This window comes from Nocardioides gilvus (genome assembly GCF_003194605.1).
Taxonomy (GTDB): Bacteria; Actinomycetota; Actinomycetes; order Propionibacteriales; family Nocardioidaceae; genus Nocardioides; species Nocardioides gilvus.
Window position 1 is genome coordinate 214,981 of the sequence record NZ_QHKY01000004.1, and the last position, 25,585, is coordinate 240,565.

General features: G+C 67.5%; 22 protein-coding genes and 1 tRNA gene. 15 read left to right on the plus strand and 8 right to left on the minus strand.

The genetic code is table 11. The features are described from left to right. Positions 1-2 precede the first annotated feature (2 nt). Positions 3-1,232 carry an acyl-CoA dehydrogenase family protein gene (locus DNK52_RS12895; RefSeq protein WP_110241420.1) on the plus strand — a complete coding sequence of 410 codons (1,230 nt, stop codon included), beginning with the start codon at positions 3-5 and terminating at the stop codon, positions 1,230-1,232. A 32-nt stretch (positions 1,233-1,264) separates the two neighbouring features. On the opposite strand, the gene DNK52_RS12900 is transcribed toward DNK52_RS12895, so the two are convergent. Further along, positions 1,265-2,404 (minus strand): galactokinase, encoded by a 1,140-nt coding sequence (locus tag DNK52_RS12900; protein ID WP_204163525.1) that lies wholly within the window; start codon positions 2,402-2,404, stop codon positions 1,265-1,267. Positions 2,405-2,467: 63 nt separating this feature from the next. On the opposite strand from DNK52_RS12900, the gene DNK52_RS12905 reads away from it, so the two are divergent. Continuing rightward, positions 2,468-3,037 (plus strand): nucleosidase, encoded by a 570-nt coding sequence (locus DNK52_RS12905; RefSeq protein WP_239455564.1) that lies wholly within the window; start codon positions 2,468-2,470, stop codon positions 3,035-3,037. Positions 3,038-3,073: 36 nt separating this feature from the next. Here the strand turns inward: DNK52_RS12905 and DNK52_RS12910 are convergent, their stop codons facing one another. Next, complete coding sequence (locus tag DNK52_RS12910) at positions 3,074-3,649, minus strand: LysR family substrate-binding domain-containing protein (protein WP_110241422.1); 576 nt, start codon at positions 3,647-3,649, stop codon at positions 3,074-3,076. Positions 3,650-3,745: 96 nt separating this feature from the next. Here DNK52_RS12910 and DNK52_RS12915 point away from each other — a divergent pair, with 96 nt between their 5' ends. Both DNK52_RS12915 and DNK52_RS12920 read left to right on the plus strand, forming a co-directional pair. Then, entirely contained in the window at positions 3,746-5,410 is a 1,665-nt protein-coding gene (locus DNK52_RS12915) for a GMC oxidoreductase (RefSeq protein ID WP_110241630.1), read from the plus strand. Further along, a complete protein-coding gene (locus tag DNK52_RS12920) occupies positions 5,407-5,865 on the plus strand; it encodes a hypothetical protein (protein ID WP_110241423.1) in 459 nt (152 codons plus the stop codon). The genes DNK52_RS12915 and DNK52_RS12920 overlap by 4 nt, the downstream gene beginning before the upstream one ends. Before the next feature lie 13 nt (positions 5,866-5,878). Here DNK52_RS12920 and DNK52_RS12925 read toward each other — a convergent pair whose 3' ends face one another. Together DNK52_RS12925 and DNK52_RS12930 are read right to left on the minus strand one after the other, a co-directional pair. Further along, entirely contained in the window at positions 5,879-6,697 is an 819-nt protein-coding gene (locus DNK52_RS12925) for a hypothetical protein (RefSeq protein ID WP_162598763.1), read from the minus strand. Positions 6,698-7,888: 1,191 nt separating this feature from the next. Further along, positions 7,889-7,974 (minus strand) — tRNA-Leu (locus DNK52_RS12930). Between the two features lie 96 nt (positions 7,975-8,070). Between DNK52_RS12930 and DNK52_RS12935 the strand changes: the two genes are divergently transcribed. Further along, positions 8,071-9,399: a M20/M25/M40 family metallo-hydrolase gene (locus tag DNK52_RS12935; RefSeq protein WP_110241425.1), complete on the plus strand. Its 1,329-nt coding sequence runs from the start codon at positions 8,071-8,073 to the stop codon at positions 9,397-9,399. Positions 9,400-9,403: 4 nt separating this feature from the next. On the opposite strand, the gene DNK52_RS12940 is transcribed toward DNK52_RS12935, so the two are convergent. Further along, on the minus strand, positions 9,404-10,351 hold the full coding sequence (locus DNK52_RS12940) for an aldo/keto reductase (protein WP_110241426.1): 948 nt from the start codon (positions 10,349-10,351) through the stop codon (positions 9,404-9,406). Positions 10,352-10,453: 102 nt separating this feature from the next. On the opposite strand from DNK52_RS12940, the gene DNK52_RS12945 reads away from it, so the two are divergent. After that, positions 10,454-11,281, plus strand: a complete 828-nt coding sequence (locus DNK52_RS12945) for an undecaprenyl-diphosphate phosphatase (RefSeq protein ID WP_110241427.1) — start codon at positions 10,454-10,456, stop codon at positions 11,279-11,281. A gap of 3 nt (positions 11,282-11,284) precedes the next feature. On the opposite strand, the gene DNK52_RS12950 is transcribed toward DNK52_RS12945, so the two are convergent. Then, a complete protein-coding gene (locus DNK52_RS12950) occupies positions 11,285-12,205 on the minus strand; it encodes a magnesium and cobalt transport protein CorA (RefSeq protein WP_162598764.1) in 921 nt (306 codons plus the stop codon). A gap of 34 nt (positions 12,206-12,239) precedes the next feature. Between DNK52_RS12950 and DNK52_RS12955 the strand changes: the two genes are divergently transcribed. Genes DNK52_RS12955 through mshC form a run of 4 tightly spaced genes read left to right on the plus strand, consistent with a single transcriptional unit; the run spans position 12,240 to position 15,553 of the window. Then, on the plus strand, positions 12,240-12,950 hold the full coding sequence (locus DNK52_RS12955; RefSeq protein WP_110241429.1) for a histidine phosphatase family protein: 711 nt from the start codon (positions 12,240-12,242) through the stop codon (positions 12,948-12,950). Positions 12,951-12,960: 10 nt separating this feature from the next. Beyond that, positions 12,961-13,533, plus strand: a complete 573-nt coding sequence (locus tag DNK52_RS12960) for a DUF3090 family protein (RefSeq protein WP_110241430.1) — start codon at positions 12,961-12,963, stop codon at positions 13,531-13,533. After that, complete coding sequence (locus DNK52_RS12965) at positions 13,530-14,303, plus strand: SCO1664 family protein (protein ID WP_110241431.1); 774 nt, start codon at positions 13,530-13,532, stop codon at positions 14,301-14,303. Before DNK52_RS12960 ends, DNK52_RS12965 begins: the two co-directional genes overlap by 4 nt. A 14-nt stretch (positions 14,304-14,317) precedes the next feature. Then, positions 14,318-15,553, plus strand: coding sequence for a cysteine--1-D-myo-inosityl 2-amino-2-deoxy-alpha-D-glucopyranoside ligase (gene mshC / locus DNK52_RS12970; RefSeq protein ID WP_110241432.1), 1,236 nt, complete (start codon positions 14,318-14,320; stop codon positions 15,551-15,553). Between the two features lie 15 nt (positions 15,554-15,568). On the opposite strand, the gene DNK52_RS12975 is transcribed toward mshC, so the two are convergent. After that, a complete protein-coding gene (locus DNK52_RS12975) occupies positions 15,569-16,411 on the minus strand; it encodes a PAC2 family protein (protein ID WP_204163552.1) in 843 nt (280 codons plus the stop codon). A gap of 214 nt (positions 16,412-16,625) precedes the next feature. Here DNK52_RS12975 and metH point away from each other — a divergent pair, with 214 nt between their 5' ends. Next, on the plus strand, positions 16,626-20,294 hold the full coding sequence (gene metH / locus DNK52_RS12980) for a methionine synthase (RefSeq protein ID WP_239455626.1): 3,669 nt from the start codon (positions 16,626-16,628) through the stop codon (positions 20,292-20,294). Here the strand turns inward: metH and DNK52_RS12985 are convergent. Next, positions 20,276-20,749 carry a PGPGW domain-containing protein gene (locus DNK52_RS12985; RefSeq protein WP_204163526.1) on the minus strand — a complete coding sequence of 158 codons (474 nt, stop codon included), beginning with the start codon at positions 20,747-20,749 and terminating at the stop codon, positions 20,276-20,278. The two genes, metH and DNK52_RS12985, sit on opposite strands and share 19 nt — an antisense overlap. A 124-nt stretch (positions 20,750-20,873) precedes the next feature. Here DNK52_RS12985 and DNK52_RS12990 point away from each other — a divergent pair, with 124 nt between their 5' ends. The 4 genes from DNK52_RS12990 (at position 20,874) to arc (ending at position 25,581) form a co-directional block, all read left to right on the plus strand. Further along, positions 20,874-21,548, plus strand: coding sequence for an HAD family hydrolase (locus DNK52_RS12990; protein WP_239455565.1), 675 nt, complete (start codon positions 20,874-20,876; stop codon positions 21,546-21,548). Between the two features lie 40 nt (positions 21,549-21,588). Then, positions 21,589-22,746: a site-2 protease family protein gene (locus DNK52_RS12995; RefSeq protein WP_239455566.1), complete on the plus strand. Its 1,158-nt coding sequence runs from the start codon at positions 21,589-21,591 to the stop codon at positions 22,744-22,746. Positions 22,747-22,756: 10 nt separating this feature from the next. Continuing rightward, a complete protein-coding gene (locus tag DNK52_RS13000) occupies positions 22,757-23,719 on the plus strand; it encodes a tRNA (adenine-N1)-methyltransferase (RefSeq protein ID WP_110241437.1) in 963 nt (320 codons plus the stop codon). A gap of 113 nt (positions 23,720-23,832) precedes the next feature. Then, positions 23,833-25,581 (plus strand): proteasome ATPase, encoded by a 1,749-nt coding sequence (gene arc, locus DNK52_RS13005; protein ID WP_110241438.1) that lies wholly within the window; start codon positions 23,833-23,835, stop codon positions 25,579-25,581. Positions 25,582-25,585 lie beyond the last annotated feature (4 nt).

Genomic DNA, 25,585 nt, shown 5'->3' on the forward strand with positions numbered 1-25,585 from the left:
CCATGATCAATCTCGAAACTCCGCGCAAGCACCGGATGCTGGTCGACCAGGCCCATCAGGTCGCGATGAACATGCTCCGCCCCATCTCCCGCAAGTACGACCGTGCCGAGCACTCCTACCCCAAGGAGCTCGACATGCTGGCCGCGATGATCGACGGCCTCTCCGAGTCGGGGACGTCCGAGGGCGCCGGTGCCACCAGCTCGTCCGCCCCGGAGCCCGTCTCCAGCAAGGGCCCGGTCGATCCGAACAAGGTGCGCAACGGCGCCAACCTCGCCTCGATCCTCTCGGTGGCCGAGATGTGCTGGGGTGACACCGCCCTGCTGCTGTCGATGCCTCGCCAGGGCCTCGGCAACGCCGCCATCGCGTCGGTGGCCAACGACGAGCAGAAGGAGCGGTTCAAGTCCGTCTGGGCCTCGATGGCGATCACCGAGCCGTCCATGGGCTCCGACTCGGCGGCCCTGACGACCACCTCGGTCAAGGACGGTGACCACTACGTCATCAACGGTGAGAAGATCTACGTCACCTCCGGCGAGCGCTCCGACGCCGTCGTGGTGTGGGCCACCCTGGACAAGGCTGCCGGACGCGCGGCGATCAAGTCCTTCGTGGTGGAGAAGGGCACGCCGGGGATGAAGGTCGAGCGCCTCGAGCACAAGCTCGGGATTCGCGCCTCCGACACGGCCGTGATCACCTTCACCGACTGCCGCGTACCTGCCGAGAACCTGCTCGGTACCCCGGAGATCGACGTCAAGGCCGGCTTCGGCGGGGCGATGGCCACCTTCGACAACACCCGGCCGCTGGTGGCCGCCATGGCGATCGGCTGTGCCCGGGCATCGTTGGACCTGACCCGCGACCTGCTGGAGCAGGCCGGGGTCTCGATCGACTACGACCGTCCTGCTCAGGTGCAGAGCGCAGCTGCAGCTGCGTTCCTGGCTCTCGAGGCCGACTGGGAGGGGGCCAAGCTGCTCACCATGCAGGCCGCGTGGATGGCCGACAACAAGATCCCCAACTCCCTCGAGGCCTCGATGTCGAAGGCGAAGGCGGGACGAGTCGGCTCGGCGGTGACGCTCGGGTGTGTCGAACTCGCCGGCACCATCGGCTACAGCGAGAACGAGTTGTTGGAGAAGTGGTCACGCGACTCCAAGATCCTCGACATCTTCGAGGGGACCCAGCAGATCCAACAGCTGATCGTGGCGCGTCGGGTGCTCGGACTCTCCAGCGCCGAGTTGAAGTGATCTGAGCAGAGGAGCCCTGGGCTCCTTCGCCGTCACGGCCCAGTGATGGACGGCCCTGTCACCCGTACGCGGGCGGCAGGGCCGCTGGCGTCCCCGCGCAGGAACGCGGGCGACGGGTGTCCGGCGCCAGCGGCTGCGGTGCGTACTGCCCCGACGACCTGGGTGCGCAACGCGATGGGGGAGAGCACGATGACGCACCCGCCGAACCCTCCGCCGGTCATCCGGGCGCCCAGAGCCCCTGCCGAGACCGCTGCTGACACTGCGGTGTCCAGCTCCGGACAACTGACCTCGTGGTCGTTGCGAAGACTCGTGTGCGAGTCGAGGAGAAGGCGCCCGCAGGTGTCCCAGTCATTGACGTGGGTGGCGTCGACCAGGTCCCGCACCCGCTGGTTCTCCGAGTCGACGTGACGCCGGCGTCGTTGGAGTGCTGCCGGGGCGAGACCCAGCTCAGAGGCCGCGAGCCGCAGCGCAGCTTCACCTTCACTGCGACGCTGGGCGAACGCGCCGTCAGCGTGGGAGTGGCGGGTGCCGGTGTCGACGACCAGCAACTCCAGCCCCGCTGACCCTGGCCGCCAGGGATGCAGATGGGTGGTCGGCGCTCCGGCCGTGGAGAAGTCCAGCTCCAGGACATGACCAGAGGCAGCCAGCAGGGAGACCGATTGATCCATCCCTCCGGTGGGGGCGCCGACCGAGACCTGCTCGGCCCAGATGCTCGGTCCGACGAGTTCTGCGGGCGTACGGGTCGTGACTGCAGTCGTCACGGCGCAGATCAGTGCGGCCGAGCTCGACAGCCCTGCCCCCACCGGCACACTGGACTCCACGTGCAGGTCGAGGCCGTCACGGTGCCCGACGGCTCTCAGCGCTCCGACCACGTACGCCGCCCACCCCGCGGGCCGTTCCGGGGTAGGGCCCAGGTACCGCCCCGCCTCGCCCTGCCACGGCTCACCCGCCGAGCTCGTCAGGCGTAGCAGTCCGTCCGTACGCGGAGCAGCGGCCACCCACGTCGCGTAGGGCAACGCCAGAGGGAGGCAGAGCCCACCGAGGTAGTCGGTGTGGTCACCGATGACGTTGACCCGACCGGGAGAGCTTGCGCACCAGGCAGGGGCGCTGCCGTGCAGGTGCCGGAAACCGGTCAGGACGCGGTCCAACAGGTCGGGGGCGGGCTCCAGCACGACACCACCCTAGGCTGACGGCGGCCGAATCCACCGGCCCCCGTCTCGTGCCGAGGAGTGTCAGTGACATCAGATCCACGTCCGCCCGTGCTGGTGGTTTCGGCCACCGCAGCGGAGGCCGCATACGTCCCGGAGGGTCTTCCGGTCGTCATCACCGGTGTCGGCAAGACCGCCGCCGCCGCGAGGACCGCCCGCGCGCTGGCCGAGTTCAGTGACCTCGAAGACCTGGTCGTGGTGAACATCGGGACGGCCGGCGCTCTGCGTGACGGCCTGAGCGGCCTCTTCGAACCCGGCGTGGTCGTCAACCATGACATCAGCGCTGAGGCGATCCGGGCGCTCGGCATCGACCCGGAGGAGCGGCTCGTGGTCGGGCCCGAGGCGATCACGCTTGCTTCTGGCGACGTCTTCGTGACCGATGCCGATGTCAGGAGCAGCCTGGCGAGCCACGCGCACCTCGTCGACATGGAGGGGTACGCCGTGGCCTGGGTCGCGCGTGACTTCGGGCGGCAGGTGCGGCTGGTCAAGCACGTCTCCGACAACGCGGACGACAGCGCCTGGGACTGGGTGGCCGCGGTCGACCGCAGCGCCAAGGTGTTGGGGGAGTGGCTGGCGGAGTTCACCGCGTCGAGCTGAGGCTCCGCCCCTTCCCGTCCTCGGCCAGCGCCGGAGTCAGCTGCGGGAGCTGCGAGCTGTGCGCCCCCGCACCACGGCGACGAACGCCTGCGTCCGGTCGTCGTCGGTCTCCTTGCGCCACGCCAGGGCCATCCGGGTGGTGGGAAGGTCGGAGACCACCGCGTACGTGACGTCCTTGCGTTGGTGCAGGCGGGCCACCGACATCGGGACCACGACCACTCCCGTGCCGCTGGCGACGACCTCGAACGCGTCCTTCATCCCCATCGGGGGAAAGTCCAGCTGCTCCACTGCCGGGGCGATCCCGTCGGGTACGCCCAGCACGAACTGCTCGTCGGCCAGGTCAGCGGCCGGGAGCTCGTCGTAGGCGGCCGCAGCGTGGTCGATACCCACGACCACCACCGGCAACTCCTCGTACAGGGGGATGCAGAAGAGTCCCTCCTGGTCGATGGGAAGTCGAGCCAGCACCATGTCCGCCATGCCGTCGTCGAGTGCGGCGCGTTGCTCGGACTCCCGGATCGGAATCAGCTTGATGCCCTCGCGGAACTGTTCGCGCCATGCTCTGACCCACTTGTCGGGAGTTGCACCGGGGACGAAGGCGATCCGCAGGGTCATGGCGCATAGGCTACTGCCGGCCCCGGTCAGCCCCGCACCACGCGCCGACATCCCCGTTGTCGCGTGGAGTGCGCCACGGTGGCCTACGCTGCGTCGGTGACTGATGTGAGGGGCGCCACGTTCGACGCCGATGTGATCGTGGTGGGCAGTGGCTTCGGAGGTGCCGTCGCCGCGCTGCGCCTCACCGAGGCGGGTCACCGGGTGCTGGTCCTGGAGAAGGGGCGCCGACTCTCCGACGATGACCTCCTCCGGGCACGTACGGATCCTCGTGCCTACCTGTGGGGGCCCGCCGCAGGGATGCGGGGGTTCTTCTGGCAGCGCATCTTCCGACACATGGCCATCATCGGGGGCACCGGCGTGGGGGGTGGCTCGATCGTCTGGGCCGGGGTGCTCCTGCAACCGGGCGCCGACTTCTACGACGCCCCTGCCATGCGCCGCTTGGGCCGTGACTGGAAGCAGGAGCTCGCGCCTCATCTCGAGGTGGCCGCCGGCATGCTCGGACGAGCCACCGCGCCCCACTGCGGCGCGGCCGACGACCACCTCCGTGCAGCTGCCCGATCTCTGGGCGCCGAGGAGACGTACGGCCCGGTCCCGGTCGCGATCCACTTCGGTCGTCCGGGCGAGACGGTGCCTGACCCCTTCTTCGGGGGTGAGGGGCCCGAGCGAACGGGGTGCCGCCTCTGCGGGGAGTGTCTGCTCGGGTGTCCCTACGGGGCCAAGAACCAGCTGACGCGCAACTACCTGCACCTCGCCGAGAAGTACGGCGCGACCATTCGTGCGGAGCACGAGGTGCGGAGCGTACGTCCCCTGCCCAGTGGCGGGTACGCCGTGGAGGCGGGACATCCGTGGCGACGTGGTGCCACCACCACCCTCCGGGCTCGTCGGGTGGTGCTGGCCGGGGGAGTGCTGGGCACCCTCGACCTCCTGTACCGCTGCCGCGACGAGCAGGAGACGTTGCCGGGCGTCTCCCGCCGGCTGGGTGACGGGGTCCGCACCAACTCCGAGGCGCTCACCGCGGTGCTGCAGCCCCCGGGCGACGACTTCTCCCACGGACCGACGATCTCGAGCGACTTCCACCCCGACGCCCGCACGCACACCACCCAGAACAGGTACATGGGCGGCTGGCACATGCGGGCCCAGCTCGGGCCGATGGTCGACGACGACGTGCCGGCCCGTCGCGCCCGCCGGGTGCTGGGGCAGCTTCTCGCCCGTCCGCTCACCCAGGCGCGGGTGATCGGTGCCAAGGACTTCCTGCGCCGCCTGACCGTGCTGACCACGATGCAGCAGCACGACAGTTCGCTGGCGCTGGACTTCCGGCGTTCTCCCTGGCGTCCGTGGCGCAGGGCGCTCAGGTCCCGGCTCGTCGACGGCACCCGTCCGCCCAGCAACCTGCCGATCGCCAACGCGGTGACGCAAGCCTTCGCGGACTCCTCCGGGGGCCGCCCGTTGAACCTGCTCGGCGAGTCGGTGGGTGGGTTGTCGGTGACCGCGCACATCCTCGGCGGCGCGGTGATGGGCAGCTCTGCCGACGACGGTGTGGTCGACGCGTCGCACGAGGTGTTCGGACACCCCGGCCTCTACGTCGCCGACGCGAGCGTCATCCCGGCCAACCTGGGGGTCAACCCGTCCCTGACGATCACCGCCCTGGCAGAGCGCTTCTGCACGCTCTTCCCCGCGCCCGAGCCATCCGGCGGCGCTGGACGCACCACTGGACGCACCCCCGTGACCGGGCAACCGGTCGTCCCTGAGGAGATCCGATGACATCTGCCGTCCCCACCACGTTGCTCGGACTCAGACGGGTCTGGTCGAGCCTCGAGGTGCCGCTCCTTGGCGACCTCGAAGGCGACCACGAGGCATCCTTCGTCGCACCGCTCCGGGCGGTGGCACCAGCAGGTCTGGGACTGATCGGGCTCCCGAAGTGGTTCGGCAAGCGCATCCGAGCGGCCGGGCACCCCGAGGCAGGCATCAACCTGCTGCGGACTCCGTCCGGACTGGTGGAGACGATGCCGATGGAGCTGCGCCTCGGTCCCTCCCTGGCAGACGGTCAGACCTGCGTCGTGGTCACCTATCCGGCGAAGACCCGTAAGCCCTGGCCGTGGGTGCGTGACGAACTCCGTACGCTCCCGGACGGACGTCTCCTCGGGATGACGTACGTCGACCTCCCGCTGCTGCGGGCCGCAGGAGGCACGCCGTTCATCCTGACCCGCGTGGGGTGATTGGTTGGCGCACTCACCCCACGTGCTGGCGCTCGTAGCCGGCGAGCGGCTCATCGGGAGACCAGCCGAGCTTCTCGGCATCGCGACGCACCGACGCCCATGCGTCCTGCGCCTGCTTGATCTGCGTGGCGTGATCACGCTCGAACTGCTGGTGGGCAGCGTCGATGGCATTTTGTACTTCTGCCAGGTAAGGCTCAGCACACTCGCGGAATGCGCCGGTGATGGCCGAGTCCCATTCACCGAATTTGGCCACGGTCTCTTTGGGCGAGAGCTTTTCGGCCTCGATCTCGCGCTTCACCTCGTCAGCCAGGTGAGCGAGTTCGTCGCCCGAACGTCCACGCATCTCGGGCAACTTCTCCTCGTCGAAGCACGACTTGAATTCGTCCGCCTTGACGACTCTGGACTCAGCGTCAGTCACGGTCTCCTGCCACAGCCCGCGGAGCTCGGCGACGGCCGGCGGGAGCTTCATGGCATCGAGCTCGTCATCGCTTACATCGCTCTTCCGTGACTCTTTCAAACAAGCGTCCTCCGCGGCAATCTCCTTCTCGCTGCGTTCAGGGGGTGAGTTGAGGAACGTCTCGATGTCGTCGGTCTCCAGGCTTCGTGCGTAGTCATCAGCGAACAACATGGAGTCAAAAACACCAAGAACACCGCCCACGGCAAACTCCTGGCTGCTACTGACCGGAAAAATCGATGCTCGCCAATCAAATCTCGGATATCCACGCTGCTCCAGGCATGAATCAGTGATTCCGTTCAAACTGTACGACGCGAGAACTTGGCCGGCCTCTGCATCCGCCGTTGACCCCCACCATGTGCTGATCTTCTCGGTCAATTCCGTCGTGAACCCACGGTCTGCAGCCGGGGACGAAGCCTCCGTGCCACACCCAGAAAGAAATAACAACGCTGCAATGGGCGTGGCGATCTTCGAGCTAAATCTCATCTCTGATCTATTCCTTCAATTGCAGTTGTTGTAAACAATAATATTGATATCGCCCTTGCCGTAGCAGCGCTCTGGCGTCTTGTTGCACTAACGGTGCCCCTACTTGTGTCCTGATACAACGTCCGTACCCGGGACCAGTAGTCCTTGTTCTCACTGGTCCTCGGTGACTTTCCATTGGAGCTCCCGTAGATCTCCCCCGAAGGTGTCTGAGGAGCACGAATTTCACCGAGCTGCTGGAGAGTGCTGTCAGAGATGCGCGATCCTGTCGCCGCTCTGATTCCAACGACCGTGCGGCGGTCCCAGTTGCCGGGCTCCTGCCAGCATCCATCCCCACCGGGATCGGTCTCCTCCGTTGCCCCTGGGCGACAGACTCGTACCACCCGAACGTCGTAGTGGCCGCTTGTCGTTCTCCAGTCCACGGCCCCTTCAATACAGGTGCTCGTGTTGAGTGATGAGGCGGCCTTCACCTTGATCTTGATGCGCCGGGTGTTCAAGTTCCACCGCATCTCCTGATAACTGTTACCTGGGCCGGCATAGGTTGTTGCGCCCCCCTGCACAGTGTTTCCGTCAGACTGAGTGGCGCTTGCTGCATTGACCGGAACTAGGCAAGCAACTACTGCTCCAATCAGTCCGCCCATGACGCATCGAAAATTCATGTCACCGCTACATGCATGTGGATTTGACCGAAATCTAGTCGAGTTCACCCTTCTGGGCATACCGGGTATCGGTGATCCGATCCTTGGCTGTGATCGCCCTCCGGTTCACGCCATGCCACCGAGGTGGCTCACATATTGAGCATCTTGAAGGCGTGGCGTGGTGGAGGCCCGTAGGCCGCGGTTCAGACCCAAGCGCCGTCCGGGGGCGAGGTCCCCAGCACCGGGATGGGTGGACAAGGGGCTTGGAGCGGGCGGTGTGACGCCCCGCTTCCGTCGGTCACTGCCGCGGCAGTGGTGAGTCCCCAGGGGTCGCACGGGAAACTGCGGCGCGTGGTGACGGCGTGGGCCTGTGCAGGGGCAGAGGCGCATACCTCCCACGCACGCAGAAGCGCCGCCGGCCAGAGGCCGACGGCGCCTTGTGCAACTGTGTCCGAGGGGGGACTTGAACCCCCACGCCCGTTAAAGGGCACTAGCACCTCAAGCTAGCGCGTCTACCAATTCCGCCACCCGGACGAGCAACGAGAGGAACAGTAGCAACAGCACTGGGCAATCAGAAAATGGGGGGTGACCCCGGTTCACAAGCGCCCACCTGCCAGTCAGGATGGGCACATGTCACCCACCACGCTCGGACCTGTCGAGCCCCATTCCCACGACCCCGCAGCAGAGGTGGTGGACCTCTGCCGGGACCTCATCCGGATGGACACGTCGAACTACGGTGACGACTCCGGCCCTGGCGAGAGGAAGGCTGCGGAGTACGTCGCCACGCTCCTGGACGAGGTCGGGATCAGCTCCGAGATGATCGAGACCACGCCGGGCCGCACCTCGGTGGTGGCGCGCTGGGGTGGGTCGACGGGCGATGGTCTCCTGATCCACGGACACCTCGACGTGGTGCCAGCCGAGGCCTCCGACTGGACCTACGACCCGTTCGCCGCGGAGATCGCCGACGGGTACCTGTGGGGTCGGGGTGCGGTCGACATGAAGGACTTCGACGCGATGCTGCTCTCCGTCGTACGCGCCCGGGCCAGGGCAGGCCGGGTGCCCGAACGTCCCATCGCGCTCTGCTTCACCGCGGACGAGGAGGCGGGCGGACACAAGGGTGCCGAGGTCGTCGTGCGCGACCGACCCGACCTCCTGGACGACTGCACCGAGGCGATCGGGGAGGTGGGTGGCTTCACCACGACGGTCCGTGGCAAGCGGATCTACCTGATCGAGGCCGCCGAGAAGGGCATGGCCTGGATGCGGCTGACGGCGCGGGGCACCGCAGGACACGGCTCCATGATCAACCGGGACAACGCGGTCACCGAGCTGGCCGCGGCGGTGGCCCGGATCGGGCAGTACACCTGGCCGGTACGCCTCACTCCGGCGATGGAGGTGCTGCTCGCCTCCGTCGGGGAGATCGCAGGACAACCCGTCACCCCGGAGAACGCCGAGTCCTTGGTCGAGGAGTTCGAGTCGTCCACCCGGATGTTGGGTGCCGTCATCCGCAACACGGCCAACCCGACGATGCTCGGGGCCGGCTACAAGGTGAACGTCATCCCCACCGACGCCACCGCCCACGTGGACGGGCGGTTCCTCCCGGGCTACGAGGACGAGTTCTTCGCCACCCTCGACCAACTCCTGGGGCCGCACGTGCAACGCGAGTTCATCAGTCACCAGCAGCCCTGGGAGTCCCCGACATCGGGGGACCTGATGTCTGCGATCTTCCGGTCGATCCTCGCCGAGGACCCGGACGCGATCGTGGCGCCCTACCTGATGAGCGGCGGTACGGACGCGAAGCACTTCGGAAAGCTGGGGATGACCGCGTACGGCTTCGCGCCGTTGCGTCTGCCCGCCGACCTGGACTTCGGGGCCCTCTTCCACGGGGTGGACGAAAGGGTTCCGGTCGACGCCCTGGAGTTCGGCGCTCGGGTGTTCGACCGGTTCCTCGACGAGATCTGAGGAGTCAGTCCCCGGAGACGTCGTCGAGGGCCGCGATGATCTCGGGTGGTAGCGCCCGGCCTTCCACGGCCAGAGCAGCCTTGAGCTGGGCAGCGGTACGAGCCCCCACGATCGGAGCGGTCACCCCCACGCGGTCGCGCACCCAGACCAGGGCGACCTCCAGAGGTGTCCAGCCCAGCCCTTCGGCCGCGCGGGAGACAGCCTCGACGATGCCGCGTCCACGCTCGTCGAGGTAGGGATTGACGAAGGCGCTGAAGTGGTTGGAGGCGCCACGGGAGTCCGTCGGCGTGCCGGTGCGGTACTTGCCGGTCAACACTCCGCGCCCCAGCGGGGACCAGGGGAACAGTCCCATTCCCATCGCCCGCAGCGCCGGGATGACCTCTTGCTCGCACGTCCGCTTGAGCAGCGAGTACTCCACCTGGGTCGACGCCAATGGCGTACGTCCGGGGATGGCCCGCTGCCACGTGGCCGCCTGCGCCGTCTGCCACCCGGTGTAGTTGGAGATTCCCACGTAGGAGACGCGGCCTGAGGTCACGGCATGGTCCAACGCCGCCAAGGTCTCCTCGAGGGGAGTGTCGTCGGTCCACACGTGCACCTGCCAGAGGTCGACGTGGTCGACGCGCAGACGCCGTAGCGACGTGTCGAGGTTGGCCAGGAGCGTGGCTCGGGAGGTGTCCGGCACCCGCTCACTGCCGCGACGCCCGACGCCTGCCTTGGTGGCGATGACGACGTCCTCGCGTTGCAGCACGTCCCCGATCAGGGAGCCGATCAGCGACTCCGAGGCACCGTCGCCATAGCTGGCGGCGGTGTCGACCAAGGTGCCCCCGGCCTCGTGGAAGGCGATCAGCTGGTCACGAGCCTCGTGCTCATCGGTGTCGCGGCCCCACGTCATGGTGCCGAGTCCGAGGCGGGAGACTTTCAGGCCGGTACGTCCGACGGCGCGCTGCTGCATGGCCACACGTTAGCCAGCGCCCCGGGCCTCAGCGCGTACGGCTCGCCGTCACAGGTGGGCAGGGTCCGGCGCTGCACGGTTCAGCCCTTAGTGTTTCTCCCCATGTGGGATCTGCTGAAGGCCGTCGTCCTGGGAACCATTCAGGGACTCACCGAGTTCCTGCCCATCTCCAGCAGCGCACACCTGCGGATCTTCCCCGAGCTCTTCGGGTGGGGTGACCCCGGTGCAGCCTTCACGGCGGTGGTGCAGATCGGCACGGAGCTGGCCGTGCTGATCTACTTCCGCAAGGACATCTGGAACATCGGGTCGACCTGGACCCGTTCGCTCTTCCGGGCCGAGCTGCGAGGTCTCCACGAGGCCCGCATGGGTTGGTACATCATCATCGGCTCGCTGCCCATCGTGCTGCTGGGGGTGACCCTCAAGGACATCATCGAGAACGACTTCCGCAACCTCTGGATCGTGGCCACGATGCTCGTGGTGATGGGCGTCGTCCTCGGCATCGCCGACCGACTGAGCGCGAACCGCCGGACCACCAAGGACATCGGCCTGCGTGAAGCCGTGCTGATGGGGCTCGCACAGGCCATGGCCTTGATCCCGGGTGTCTCCCGCTCGGGTGCCACCATCTCCATGGGGCGTGCACTCGGCTTCGAGCGTGAGGCAGCGACGCGGTTCGCGTTCCTGCTCGCTATCCCGGCCGTCGTCGGTGCTGGCCTCTTCACGCTGCCCGACATCCCCAACGGGGACAACGCGTACGGCTGGGGACCGACGATCGTCGCCACGGTCGTCTCGTTCGTCGTCGGTTACGCGGCCATCGCATGGCTCCTGCGCTACGTGTCGACCAAGTCGTACACCCCGTTCGTCATCTACCGGATCGCGCTCGGTCTGGCCACGATGGGGCTGCTGTACTACGGCGTCCTGACCGGGAACTGAGCCTCAGAACCATCCTGAGCGGCGGAAGGCGAGCCACATGCTCAGGACGGTCAGTCCCATCGCTGCAAGGACCAGTGGGTACCCGTAGGTCCACCCGAGCTCGGGCATGTGGTCGAAGTTCATGCCGTAGATGCCGGCGATCAGCGTGGGGACCACGATCAGGGCGGCGCCGGCGGAGATCTTTCGCATGTCCTCGTTCTGTTGAATGGAGATCTTCGCCACGTGGGCATCGAAGACCGCGGTGAGCATGTGGTCGAGTGATTCGACCTGTTCGACGACGCGTTGCACCCGCGACGTCACGGTCCGCAGGGCCACCAGGGTGACGTCCTCTCCACCGTCGGCGGCACGCTGGGTGAGTGCTGCCAAGGGACCGAGCAGTGGTTGGGCGGCGCGCCGTGCCTCGGCCACCTCCCGCTTGAGCAGGTAGATCCGCTCGGCGTCCGACGTGCGCCCGGGGCTGAAGATCGAGACCTCGATCTCCTCGACGTCCACGGCCAGCTCCTCCATCACGAACTCGTGCCCCTGGACGACGGCATCGAGCACACGCACCAGGACCACCGAGCTGTCGGCAAGGTCCGGATACGGGCCGGGCGTGGGGAGACGTACGTCCCTCGTCCTGCCGGGGGTGAGGGACGACCCCGCGGCAGGCTGGTGGATGACCACCAGTCGCGACTCCCGAGTGATGACGTCCACCTGCCCGCTCTCGACGGCATCACTGTCGTCGTCGTAGCTCAAGGTGCGCAGCGTGAGGTGCATCGCCCGGGCGTCGACCACGAGGCCTGGCCGGCGGTTGTGCCCGAGGTCCAGGTGCAGTTGCGGCACCCTGAGGTCCAGCATTTGCGCGGCTCGTTGGAGGTCCGAGGTCGTCGGAGACTCGATGCCGAGCCACCGCAGCGGGGAGGCGGTCGTGTCGAAGAGGATCACGGACGTGACGCTAGCGGCACTAGAGTCTCGCGACATGGCAACAGTGATCCTCGTGCGGCACGGACGCAGCACCGCCAACACAGCAGGCGTGCTGGCCGGGCGACTCCCCGACGTGCTTCTGGACGCGACGGGTGAGGTGCAGGCGAAGGCCGTCGGTGAGAGGCTGAGCGCAGTACGTCTGGCGGCGGTCTACTCGAGTCCACTCGAACGGTGTCGCCAGACAGCCGCTGCCGTGCTGGCAACCCGGAGCGAGGGACCGGCGCTCCAGGTCGAGGAGCGACTGACCGAGTGCGGGTACGGTGCATGGCAGGGCCGACCGATCAAGGAACTCGCTGGCGAACCTCTCTGGTCCACCGTGCAGTCGCATCCCTCTGCCGTGACCTTCCCGGAGGGCGAAGCCATGCAGGCGATGGCCTCGCGTGCGGTGGCCGCGATCCGAGAGTTGGATGCTGCGGTCGAGGAAGCCCACGGACCCTCTGCGGTCTGGGTGGCCGTCAGTCACGGCGACGTCATCAAGGCGATCCTCGCCGACGCGATGGGAACCCACCTCGACAACTTCCAGAGGATCGTGGTGGACCCCGCCTCTGTGAGCCTGGTCCGCTTCACCCAGGCTCGTCCCTTCGTGATGGCCTCGAACACCCACGGCGGCGACCTCGCCTGGCTGAATGTCCAACCCCCGGCCGCGGCGACGGACGCGGTCCCCGGTGGCGGTGCTGGTCCCGGTTCGCCTTCCGCCCACCCCTAGGCTTGTCCCCATGCCAGTCGTGCACTCATTCGATCCGCCGGAGCGCTTCGTCACCGGGACGGTGGGGGAGCCCGGACAACGGACCTTCTTCCTGCAGGCGCGTTCGGGGACCAACCTCGTCTCGGTCGCCCTGGAGAAGCAGCAGGTCCTCGCCCTGGTCTCGCGTCTCGACGAGCTCCTCGACGAACTGATGGCGGTGCCGGGCAACGAGAGCGTGGTCCCGGCCATCACTCCCTTGGGCCTGCACGACAGCGACCCGTTGGAGCAGCCGATCGTCGAGCAGTTCCGCGTCGGGACCATGACGCTCTCCTGGGACCCGGTGGACCACCGGGTCGTCATCGAGGTCTTCCCGGTCGCCGAGTTCGACCCGCAGACCCAGGTGGAGGGCGAGGTCGAAGAACCCCTTGACCCTGAGGAACTGATCGTCGTACGTCTCGGAGCAGGCCAGGCGCGCGCCTTCTGCAGCCGCTCCAACCAGGTGATCGAGGCAGGACGTCCTGACTGCCCCTTCTGTGGCAACCCGGTCGACGCCGACGGTCACCTGTGCGTGCGAGCCAACGGATTCCGCCGGCGAGTCCCATGACCTCGGCTGCCACCGAGGTCCTGCTCAGCGGAGAGCTCGTCGTCATCGGTCGGGTGATGTCTGCCTCGAACGCAACTCTGCTGGCCGAGGTGGACGGGACCAGGGTGGCCTACAAGCCGGTCAGTGGCGAACGCCCCCTCTGGGACTTCCCCGACGGCACCCTGGCCGGCCGCGAGGTGGCCAGCCACCTGGTCTCCCGGGCCGCCGGGTGGGACATCGTGCCCCCCACAGTGCTGCGCGACGGTCCCCACGGCATCGGGTCGGTCCAGCTCTGGTGCGAGCCGGACCCCGGCCAGGCAGCGGTTGACCTGCTGCCGGCAGGCCGTGTTCCTGACGACGTCGCCCACGTACTCGACGGCCTCGACGGTCGGGAGCGACCCGTGGCTCTCGTGCACGAGCGCACCGCTGAGCTGCGTCGGATGTCACTCTTCGACGTCATCGTCAACAACGCCGACCGCAAGGGTGGTCATGTCCTGGCGATGGGCGACGGTCGACGTCTCGGCATCGACCACGGGTTGACCTTCCACTGCGAGGACAAGCTGCGCACCGTGCTGTGGGGCTGGGCGGGCGAGGAACTGACAGAGGACGAGATCGCGGTTCTCTCCCGCCTGGAGGTGGCTTTCCAGGGGGCGCTCGGCGAAGAGTTGCTCGAGCACCTGCAGACCGAGGAGATCGAGGCGACGATCCGACGATGCCGTTCCCTGGGCGAGCGGGGAAGGTTCCCCTTCCCGTCGGATCGATGGCCCGCGATCCCTTGGCCACCCTTCTAGGTAGGCTGCTCGACATGCGTGCATGGTCTGCCCCGGATGTCCCCGCCCTCCCCGTCCCGGGGCCCCCCGTCAAGATCCACGACACCGCCACCGGTGAGCTTCGTGACGTCACGCCCCAAGGGGCCGCACGGATGTACGTCTGCGGCATCACCCCCTACGACGCCACCCACATGGGTCACGCTGCCACCTACGTCGGGTTCGACCTGCTGAACCGGGCGTGGCGTGCGGCGGGGCACGAGGTCACGTACGTCCAGAACGTCACGGACGTCGACGATCCGCTGCTTGAACGGGCCACGAAGGTCAAGGTTGACTGGATCGAGCTCGCCGAGCGCGAGACCGAGCTCTTCCGTCAGGACATGCGAGCACTGCGGGTGCTCCCTCCGGCCCACTACGTCGGAGCGGTGGAGTCGATCCCGTTGGTGATCTCCTACATCGAACGACTGCGTGACGCGGGCGCGGTCTACCGGCTCGAGGACGACTACTACTTCTCCGTGTCCAGCGACCCGGGCTTCGGTGGGGTCTCGGGTTATGAGCGCGAAGAGATGCTGGCGGTCTTCGCCGAGCGCGGTGGCGACCCTGAACGGCCCGGCAAGCAGGACCCGCTCGACTGCATTGTCTGGATGGCCGAGCGACCGGGTGAGCCTTCCTGGGAGAGCCCGTTCGGTCGCGGTCGTCCCGGTTGGCACATCGAGTGCACCGCCATCGCGCAGGAGTACCTCGGCGGGAGCTTCGAGGTCCAGGCAGGAGGCTCTGACCTGGTCTTCCCCCACCACGAGATGTGCGCCTCACAGTCGCACGTGGGCGCAGGCGCCGCGTTCGCGCAGACCTACGCCCATGCCGGGATGGTGGCCTACGACGGCGAGAAGATGTCGAAGTCGCGCGGCAACCTGGTCTTCGTCTCCCACCTCCGCAACAGTGACGTGGACCCAATGGCGATCCGACTCGTGCTTCTGCAGCACCACTACCGCAGTGACTGGGAGTGGCAGGACGCGGAGCTCTGGAGTGCTGTCGACACCCTCGTACGCTGGCGCAAGGCGCTCTCGCTGGGTGCGGGCGCCCCCGCGCTGCCGGTGGTGAAGACCGTGCTCGACGCCCTCGCCGACGACCTCGACGCCCCAGCTGCCGTACGAGCCATCGACGACTGGGCGGCACTCACGCTCGGCACCTCGGGTCTGGCCGACAACACCGATCCGGACGCGTCGCGCCAGGTGCACCAGCTCATCGACGCCGCGTTGGGTCTCTCGCTCTGATGGGCCGGAGCGTACTCAGTCGTCGTCGCGGCGCTTGAGGTAGCGCTCGAACTCCTTGGCGATCGCCTCACCCGAGGCCTCGGGGAGATCCGTGGTGTCGCGGGTCTCCTCCAGAGCGCGTACGTAGTCGGCGACGTCCTCGTCCTCCTCGGCGAGTTCGTCCACCCCGCGCTCCCACAGGAGCGCCTGCTCCGGCAGGTCCCCGAGCGGGATGCTGGTCTCCAGCAGTTCCTCCAACTGGCCGAGCAGCGCGATGGTCGCCTTGGGGCACGGCGGTTGGGCCACGTAGTGGGGAACTGCCGCCCAGTAGGAGACGGCGGGGATGTCCAGCCGTGCACACGCGTCCTGGATCACGCCGTTGATGCCGGTGGGACCCTCGTAGGAGGAGATCTCAAGATTCAGCCGCGACACCAGTTGACTCGTGGTCGCCGTGCCGCTGACCGGGATGGGCCGGGTGTGCGGCGTGTCGGCCAGCAGCGCCCCCAGGGTGACCAGGAGTTGGGCACCCAGGTCGTCGCAGACGGCCAGGACCTCGGCCGTGAACTGGCGCCAGCGCAGGTTGGGCTCGGGGCCGCGCACCAGGATGACGTCTCGCGCCAGATCCGGGGGAGAGGCGACCGCGATCTCGGTGGTGTGCCACTGCAGCGTGCGCTGGCCGCGCTCGTCCGTGCCGACCAGGGGACGATTCACCTGGAAGTCGTAGTAGTCGTCCGGGTCCAACTTCCCCACGGTCGTGGCGTCCCAGACCTTCCACAGGTGGTCGATCACCGACGAGGCCGAATCACCTGCGTCGTTCCAGCCCTCGAAGGCGGCGATCACGACAGGATCCACCAGGTCGGTCAGTGCGTCGAACTCCATCACGAAGCCCAGCGTAGGCGCTGCCCGCGATTTCACACGCCCACCACGGCGGTGTCACGATTCGGGATGGATGTCCACGTTCCGGACACGGGCCTACCGTGGTCGGAGGACGTCGTCCCTGAACCCATGGAGGAGCCAAGTGTCAGCCGACATCGTGCCCCAGCATCGCCCCGACAGCACCGAGATCCTGACCTCCACCCTGCGCCAACGGGTGATGGTCATCGACGGTGCCATGGGGACGGCGATCCAGCGCGACCGGCCGGACGAGAGCGGCTACCGCGGTGAGCGGTTCAAGGACTGGCACCTCGACGTCCAGGGCAACAACGACCTGTTGACGCTGACCCAGCCCCAGTTGATCGCTGACATCCACCGGGAGTATCTCGAGGCCGGCGCCGACTTCATCGAGACCAACACCTTCAACGCCAATGCGATCTCACTCGGCGACTACGACATGGCCGACCTGGCCTACGAGCTGAACTGGGCAGCCGCGGACCTGGCACGTCGCGAGTGCGACGCCGCGGAGTCGAGGGACCCCAGCCGTCCGCGCTACGTGGCCGGTGCCATCGGCCCCACGACGCGTACCGCCTCGATCTCTCCCGACGTGAACGACCCCGGTGCCCGCAACGTCACCTTCGACCAGTTGGTGGAGGCGTACCACACGGCTGCCCGAGGACTGCTCGACGGCGGGGCGGACCTGCTGATCATCGAGACGATCTTCGACACCCTCAACGCCAAGGCCGCCATCTTCGCGGTCGAGACCCTCTTCGAGGAGTGGGGCCGGCGCTGGCCCGTCGTGATCTCCGGGACCATCACCGACGCCTCCGGACGGACCCTCACAGGTCAGACCACCGAGGCCTTCTGGAACTCGGTCAGGCACGCCAAGCCGCTGATGATCGGGCTCAACTGTGCCCTCGGGGCATCCGAGATGCGCCCCTACGTCGCCGAGCTCAGCCGTCTGGCCGACACCTTCGTCTCGGTCTACCCCAACGCCGGGCTGCCCAACGCCTTCGGCGAGTACGACGAGCTCGCACACCAGACCGCAGCCGTCGTGGGCGAGTTCGCCAGCGCCGGGTTGGTCAACGTCGTGGGTGGATGCTGCGGTACGACGCCGGACCACATCGCGGCGATCGCCGCTGCAGTGGCTGACGTGACCCCGCGGGTGGTCCCCGAGGTGCCCGGAGCCATGCGACTGTCGGGGCTCGAGCCCTTCAACATCACCGACGAGTCGCTCTTCGTCAACGTCGGGGAGCGCACCAACATCACCGGCTCGGCCCGGTTCCGCAACCTGATCAAGGACGGCGACTACGACACCGCCCTGTCCGTCGCCCTGCAGCAGGTCGAGAGCGGCGCGCAGATCATCGACGTCAACATGGACGAAGGGATGATCGACGGGGTCGCGGCGATGGACCGGTTCGTCAAGTTGATTGCCTCCGAGCCGGACATCAGTCGGGTGCCGTTGATGATCGACTCCTCGAAGTGGGAGGTCATCGAAGCCGGACTCAAGTGCGTCCAGGGCAAGACGGTGGTCAACTCGATCTCCATGAAGGAGGGCGAGGAGGCGTTCCGCGCCCACGCGCGTTTGTGCCGCAAGTACGGCGCTGCGGTGGTCGTGATGGCGTTCGACGAAGACGGTCAGGCAGACAACCTGGACCGACGCAAGTCGATCTGCGAGCGGGCCTACCGGATCCTGGTCGACGAGGTCGGCTTCCCGGCCGAGGACATCATCTTCGACCCCAACGTCTTCGCCGTCGCCACCGGGATCGAGGAGCACGCCTCCTACGGACTCGACTTCATCGAGGGCACGCGCTGGATCAAGCAGAACCTGCCCGGCGCGCTCGTCTCCGGCGGCATCTCGAACGTCTCGTTCTCCTTCCGGGGCAACAACCCGGTGCGTGAGGCGATCCATGCGGTCTTCCTGTTCCACGCCATCCGTGCGGGACTGACGATGGGCATCGTCAACGCCGGTGCCCTGGTGGTCTACGACCAGGTGGAGCCGGAGTTGCGGGAGCGCATCGAGGACGTGGTCCTGAACCGCCGTCCCGACGCAGCCGAGCGGCTCCTCGAGATCGCCGAGGAGCACAACCGCGCCGGCGAGGTGGGTGAGGAGAAGGTCGACGAGTGGCGCTCCCTGCCGGTCTCCGAGCGCATCACGCACGCCCTGGTCAAGGGGATCGACGCCTACGCGGAGTCAGACACCGAAGAGTTGCGCGCCGAGATCGAAGCCCGCGGCGGGCGGCCGATCGAGGTCATCGAAGGCCCCCTGATGGATGGCATGAACGTCGTCGGCGACCTCTTCGGCGACGGCAAGATGTTCCTGCCACAGGTCGTGAAGTCCGCCCGCGTCATGAAGAAGGCGGTCGCCTACCTGATCCCCTTCATCGAGAAGGAGAAGGCGGCCGACCCTGCTCTCGCCGCGGTCAAGGACACCAACGGCACGATCGTCATGGCCACCGTGAAGGGCGACGTCCACGACATCGGCAAGAACATCGTCGGCGTGGTCCTGCAGTGCAACAACTACGAGGTCATCGACCTCGGCGTCATGGTGCCCGCGCAGAAGATCCTGGACACGGCCAAGGAGGTGGGCGCCGACATGATCGGTCTCTCCGGGCTCATCACCCCCTCGCTCGACGAAATGGTCAACGTGGCTGCTGAGATGCAGCGCCAGGGCTTCACCATGCCGTTGATGATCGGTGGTGCCACCACCTCGCGTGCCCACACCGCCGTGAAGATCGACAAGAAGTACGACGGCGACGTCATCTGGGTCAAGGACGCCTCGCGTTCGGTGCCCACGGCGGCGGCGCTGCTGAGCGACGCCCAACGTCCCGCCCTGATGGCCGGGGTCCAGGCCGACTACGACGCACTGCGTGCGCGGCACTCCGCGAAGAACGACCGGCCGATGATCGAGTTGGAGGCGGCGCGGAGCAATCGCACGCCGATCGACTGGACGGACTACGAGGCGCCCCAGCCAGCCCGTCCCGGGGTGCACGTCCTGAAGGACTACGACCTCAGCGAGTTGCGCCGCTACATCGACTGGCAGCCGTTCTTCAACACCTGGGAGATGAAGGGGAAGTTCCCCGACATCCTCAACAATCCCGCCACCTCCGAGGTGGCCCGCAAGCTGTATGACGACGCCCAGGTGATGCTGGACCGGATCATCGAGGAGAAGTGGCTACGGGCAAACGGCGTGATCGGGCTCTTCCCGGCCAACGCGGTCGGAGACGACATTGAGATCTACACCGACGAGAGCCGTGGTGAGGTCCTCATGAGGGTGCACCACCTGCGCCAGCAGGGGCTGCACCGGGCGGGGATCCCGAACCGCGCTCTCTCTGACTACGTCGCCCCCAGGGAGACAGCTCTGCCGGACCACGTGGGCGCCTTCGCGGTCACGGCAGGTCTGGGTGCGGGCGAGCGGGTGGCCGCCTTCCGTGAGGAGATGGATGACTACTCCGCGATCCTGTTGGAGTCCCTCGCAGACCGGCTGGCCGAAGCCTTCGCGGAGCGCCTGCACGAGTTGGTCCGCACCGAGCACTGGGGTCACGTCCAGGCGGAGGAACTCAGCAACGAAGACCTGATCGCCGAGCGCTACACCGGTGTCCGCCCGGCCCCGGGATATCCAGCGTGCCCCGACCACACCGAGAAGTCGGCCATCTGGGAGCTCCTCGAGGTCGAGGAGCAGGCCGGCATCCAACTGACCGAGTCGTTGGCGATGTGGCCCGGCGCGGCCGTCTCCGGTTGGTACTTCTCCCACCCCGAGTCCCAGTACTTCGTCGTGGGGCGCCTGGGGCGCGACCAGGTCGCGGACTACGCCGAGCGCAAGGGTTGGACGCTGGCCGAGGCCGAGCGGTGGCTCTCCCCGAATCTCGGCTACGACCCGGAGGACTGAGCAGGTTCGTCATCCGACGGGACGGACCTCTGGTCGCGGTAGTTGACGAAGGAGTAGAGGACCATCGCACCGGCGATGACGCCAGAGCCGATCAGCGTCGCGCCGGTGCCCCATCCGCCGACCAACCACCATCGATCTGCCACGGGCCACCAGCCGGGGGCATCCGGACGCATGCCCCACACCACTCCGGTCACGACCAGGCCCAGGACCAGCAGGCCTGACATCAGGATCCGGAGCACTGACTGGACGCTGTGCCGGGCACTGTCCAGGGCTGCCCGTCTCACCGGCGCCAGTCGGCGCTCTGCCCAGCTGTACTGGGTGGCCAGCAGTGCCATCCCCGCGAAGAGGGCGAGCAGGCCGGGACCTGGCAGGACCAGGGCGGCAATCCCGGCGACCACCAGGATCCAGCCCAGCACCTGCGCCGCGATGCTCTTGACCGCCCGGGAACCATGCACCTCAGGCAGACTACGCCCGCCGGCGGACCCGACCGACGGGCCGGCATCACGCATCCCCCTGTGAGTCGCGCTCGGCGCGACGGGGATAGTTGCCCGGTCAGTGGTCGGACACCTCGGAGGAAATGTGGGACAGCACACGGACACAGATCGCCTGCCCAGCGCAGTCCTCTGGGACATGGACGGCACCCTGGTGGACACCGAGCCGTACTGGATCGCGACCGAGTTCGAGCTCGCGGAACGACACGGCGGTACGTGGACCCAGGAGCATGCCCTGAGCCTCGTCGGCAATGACCTTCTCGAGTCGGGTCGTTACATCCGGACCCACATGGGGATCGACCTGGCGCCGGAGGTGATCGTCGAGGAGCTGCTCGACGGAGTCGTGGCACGGGTGCAGCGGGAGATCCCGTGGCGTCCCGGGGCCCGGGAGTTGCTCAGCGGCCTCAATGACGCCGGCGTCCCGTGTGCGCTCGTGACGATGTCCTACCGACGCCTCGTGGCGCCCGTCCTGGAACAGTTGTCCGGAGCGGGCTTCTCCGCCGTGGTGACGGGCGACTCCGTGTCCCGGGGCAAGCCGCACCCCGAGCCGTACCAGCGGGCAGCCCAGTTGCTGGGCGTGAAGCCGCAGGACTGCGTCGCCATCGAGGACTCCGACACGGGAGCCACCTCGGCCGTCGCCGCAGGCTGCACGGTGCTGTGCGTTCCGCACCACGTGCCGGTGCAACCCGGCGAGCGCCGGGTGCTGCGTACGTCCCTGGTGGGTGTGGACCTGCCTGCCCTCGGGAGGCTTCTCGCGCCGTGAGGACGACACTGTCTGGGGCAGGGTCGGCTAGGGTCGTGGCGTGTCCGAGCGTTCCCCGTCCCCCGCACCCCGGGCTACCCGGAGTCGCCCCCACGGCACCATAAAGATCGGGACGATCGCTGGCGCCGACGTCCTCGTGAGTACGTCGTGGTTCTTCATCGCGGCGATCATCGCGGTCCTCGTCTCACCTCGCATCGAACAGGTCTCGCCCGGCCTGGGCGGTTGGAAGTACGTCGCCGGCGCCGCGTTCGCGGTGATCCTTTACCTCTCGGTGCTGCTGCACGAGGCCTCCCACGCCTGGATGGCACGAAGGTACGGACACGGCGTCTCTTCGATCACGTTGCACTTCCTCGGCGGTATGACAGCCATGGAGGGTGAGGCACGCAACGCCAAGGAGGAGTTCTGGATCGCCGTCGTGGGTCCGATCACCTCGTTGGCCATCGGCTTCGCCGCCCTCGGCGCCCTGGTCGCAGCACCCAACGGCCTGGTCCGGGTGGGCCTCGAGGGGCTCGCGGGTGCCAACCTGTTGATCGGGGCGATGAATCTCATCCCCGGCCTTCCCCTGGACGGCGGACGGGTCCTCAAGGCCGGCGTCTGGGGGGTGACCGGCAATCTGCACCGGGCCACCCTGGTGGCCGGCTGGGGCGGCCGTGTCCTGGCCGTGCTGGTCCTGGGATGGCCCGTCTACCTGCAGACGATCTTCTCCGTGGAGCCGACCTTCGTCGACTACCTGCTCGCCGTGGTTCTGGCCATCTTCCTGTGGGGTGGCGCGACGGCCTCCATGCAGCACGCCACTCTGCGACGGCGAATCCCGGCGCTGCAGGGCCGTGGCCTCGCCCGTCGTACCGTCGCGGTGGGCGCAGACCTGCCGCTGTCTGAGGCGGTGCGCGTCGCCCAGGATTCCCAGGCGGGCAGCATCGTCACGCTCGGCCCGGACGGACGTCCCGTCGGTCTCGTCAACGAGGCAGCTCTGCTCGCGGTGCCGGCCGAGAGACGACCTTGGATGCCCACCAGCGCCGTGGCGACAGCCCTCGAGGTCGGTCTCACGCTCCCGGCCGACATCCGGGGCGTCGAGCTGATCAAGGCCATGGGCATGCGCCCCGCCCAGGAGTACCTGCTGGTCGAGTCGGACGGTTCCATCCACGGCGTCCTCTCGACCGCCGACGTCGATCGCGCCTTCCGGGACCACGCACACTAAAGTTCGGCGTATGTCTGATGCGCCCTCCGTACCCGCTGATGTCCCCGTCGAAGCCTGGTCGGGAGTCCACCGCGGACCCCTGCGCGTGGGGGAGTGGGTGCGGCTGATCGACCAGAAGGGCCGCAAGCACAACTTCGAGCTCGTCGCGGAGAAGCGCTTCTTCTCCAACAAGGGTCACATCGAGCACGACGAGTTGATCGGTCGCGAGGAAGGCTTCACCGTCGCCTCGTCCGCAGGCGGCGAGTACCTCGTCTTCCGACCGCTGCTCTCTGAGTTCGTCGTCTCGATGCCGCGCGGTGCCGCGGTGATCTACCCCAAGGACGCGGCGCAGATCGTGGCGATGGCCGACATCTTCCCGGGAGCCCGTGTGGTCGAGGCAGGGGCAGGCTCCGGCGCCCTGACGTGCTCCCTGCTGCGCGCGGCGGGCCCCCAGGGCCAGGTGATCAGCTATGAACGGCGTGAGGAGTTCCATGACGTGGCGCGCCGCAACGTCACCCAGTTCTTCGGGGGTGATCACCCCGCGTGGGACCTGCGCCTGGGCGATCTCACCGAGGAGTTGCCCTCCCTCGACCACCCGGTCGACCGGATCATCCTCGACATGCTCGCGCCCTGGGAGTGCGTCGACGTGGTTGCCGAGGCCCTCGTCCCCGGCGGCATCGTCTGCGTGTACGTCGCCACCACCACCCAGCTCTCGCGGGTCGTCGAGACCCTTCGTGCCCACGGTGGTTTCACTGAGCCCCACCCCTGGGAGTCACTGGTCCGCGACTGGCACGTGGAGGGCCTGGCCGTGCGCCCGGACCACAAGATGATCGGTCACACCGCCTTCCTGGTCACGGCCCGGCGGATGGCACCCGGGGAGAAGGCTCCGTTGAAGAAGCGTCGGCCGGCCCCCGGGGCGTACGGGCCCGACTACCACGGTCCCCGCCCCGACGGCCTGCCGCCGCAGATGCTCGAGGACCGGGCTGACGACTGACGTCACACAGCGCTCCCGGACAGATCTCGTGAGAAATGTGAACTGTTCCGGGGCGCTTCGCCTTCCCTTCCCCCACCACATCGGTAGGGTCACCAGAAGTGGAGGTGAACGCGATGAACTCGTTCGACAACCCCGGTCCGGGGCCCAGTCCTGAAGCACTCGCGCGGCACGTACGCGACCTCGAGGACGAGGTCGCCGGCCTTCGGCGCCGTCTGGCAGCCAGTCCTGAGCCTTCCTTCGGGACGGATCAGCGCCTGGCGGAGGCCCAGAGCCGTCTGGCGGCGCTGTCCGGCCAGAACGAACGCATGGCCCAGACCTTGCGCGAGGCTCGCGACCAGATCACGTCCCTGCGCGAGGAGGTGGACCGTCTCGCCCAGCCGCCGACCGGCTTCGGCGTCTTCCTCGACGCCAATGACGACGGGACGGTCGACGTCTTCACCGGTGGCCGCAAGATGCGGGTGACGGTCAGCCCGGCGGTGGACGTGAAGGCCCTGCGCCGTGGCCAGGAGCTGATGCTGAACGAAGCGATGAACGTGGTCGAAGCCTGTGGCTTCGAGCAGGTCGGCGACGTGGTGATGATCAAGGAGGTCTTGGCCGACGGTCAGCGAGCCCTCGTCATCGGACACACCGACGAGGAACGAGTCGTGCGACTGGCCGATCCGCTGCTCGATGGTCCCCTTCGTGCCGGCGACTCGCTCCTGACCGACACACGTTCGGGCTACGCCTATGAGCGGGTGCCCAAGTCCGAGGTCGAGGAGTTGGTCCTCGAAGAGGTCCCGGACATCGACTATGAGTCCATCGGGGGACTCGGCGCGCAGATCGACGCGATCCGCGACGCTGTCGAGCTGCCGTACCTGCACCCCGACCTCTTTTTGGACCACAAGTTGAAGCCGCCGAAGGGTGTCCTGCTCTACGGCCCACCCGGGTGCGGCAAGACGTTGATCGCCAAGGCGGTGGCCAACTCCCTGGCCAAGAAGGTGGCGGCGAAGACGGGAGCCGAAGGGCGCTCCTACTTCCTCAACATCAAGGGTCCCGAGCTGCTCAACAAGTACGTCGGTGAGACAGAGCGACACATCCGCCTGGTCTTCCAGCGCGCTCGGGAGAAGGCCAGTGAGGGCACTCCGGTGATCGTCTTCTTCGACGAAATGGATTCGCTCTTCCGGACCCGGGGTTCCGGTGTCTCCTCCGACGTCGAGAACACGATCGTGCCGCAGTTGCTCAGCGAGATCGACGGAGTCGAGACCCTGGAGAACGTGCTCGTCATCGGGGCCTCCAACCGTGAGGACATGATCGACCCGGCGATCCTGCGTCCGGGGCGACTCGACGTGAAGATCAAGATCGAGCGTCCCGACGCCGAGTCGGCGCGTGACATCTTCACCAAGTACCTGACCGCCGACCTGCCGTTGCACGACGACGACCTGCGGGAGTTCGGCGGTGACCGCGCTGCGTGCGTGCACGCGATGATCCGGGCCACCGTCGAGCGCATGTACACGGAGACCGACGAGAACCGCTTCCTCGAAGTCACCTACGCGGACGGTGACAAGGAGATCCTGTACTTCAAGGACTTCAACTCGGGCGCCATGATCCAGAACATCGTCGACCGCGCGAAGAAGATGGCGATCAAGGACCTGCTCGACCTCGACCAGAGGGGCATCCGCGTGCAACACCTGCTCCAGGCCTGCGTGGACGAGTTCAAGGAGAACGAGGACCTCCCCAACACCACGAACCCGGACGACTGGGCGCGGATCTCGGGCAAGAAGGGCGAACGCATCGTCTTCATCCGCACTCTCGTCACCGGCAAGCAGGGCACCGAACCCGGCCGCAGCATCGACACGGCGTCGAACACCGGTCAGTACCTGTAGCCGG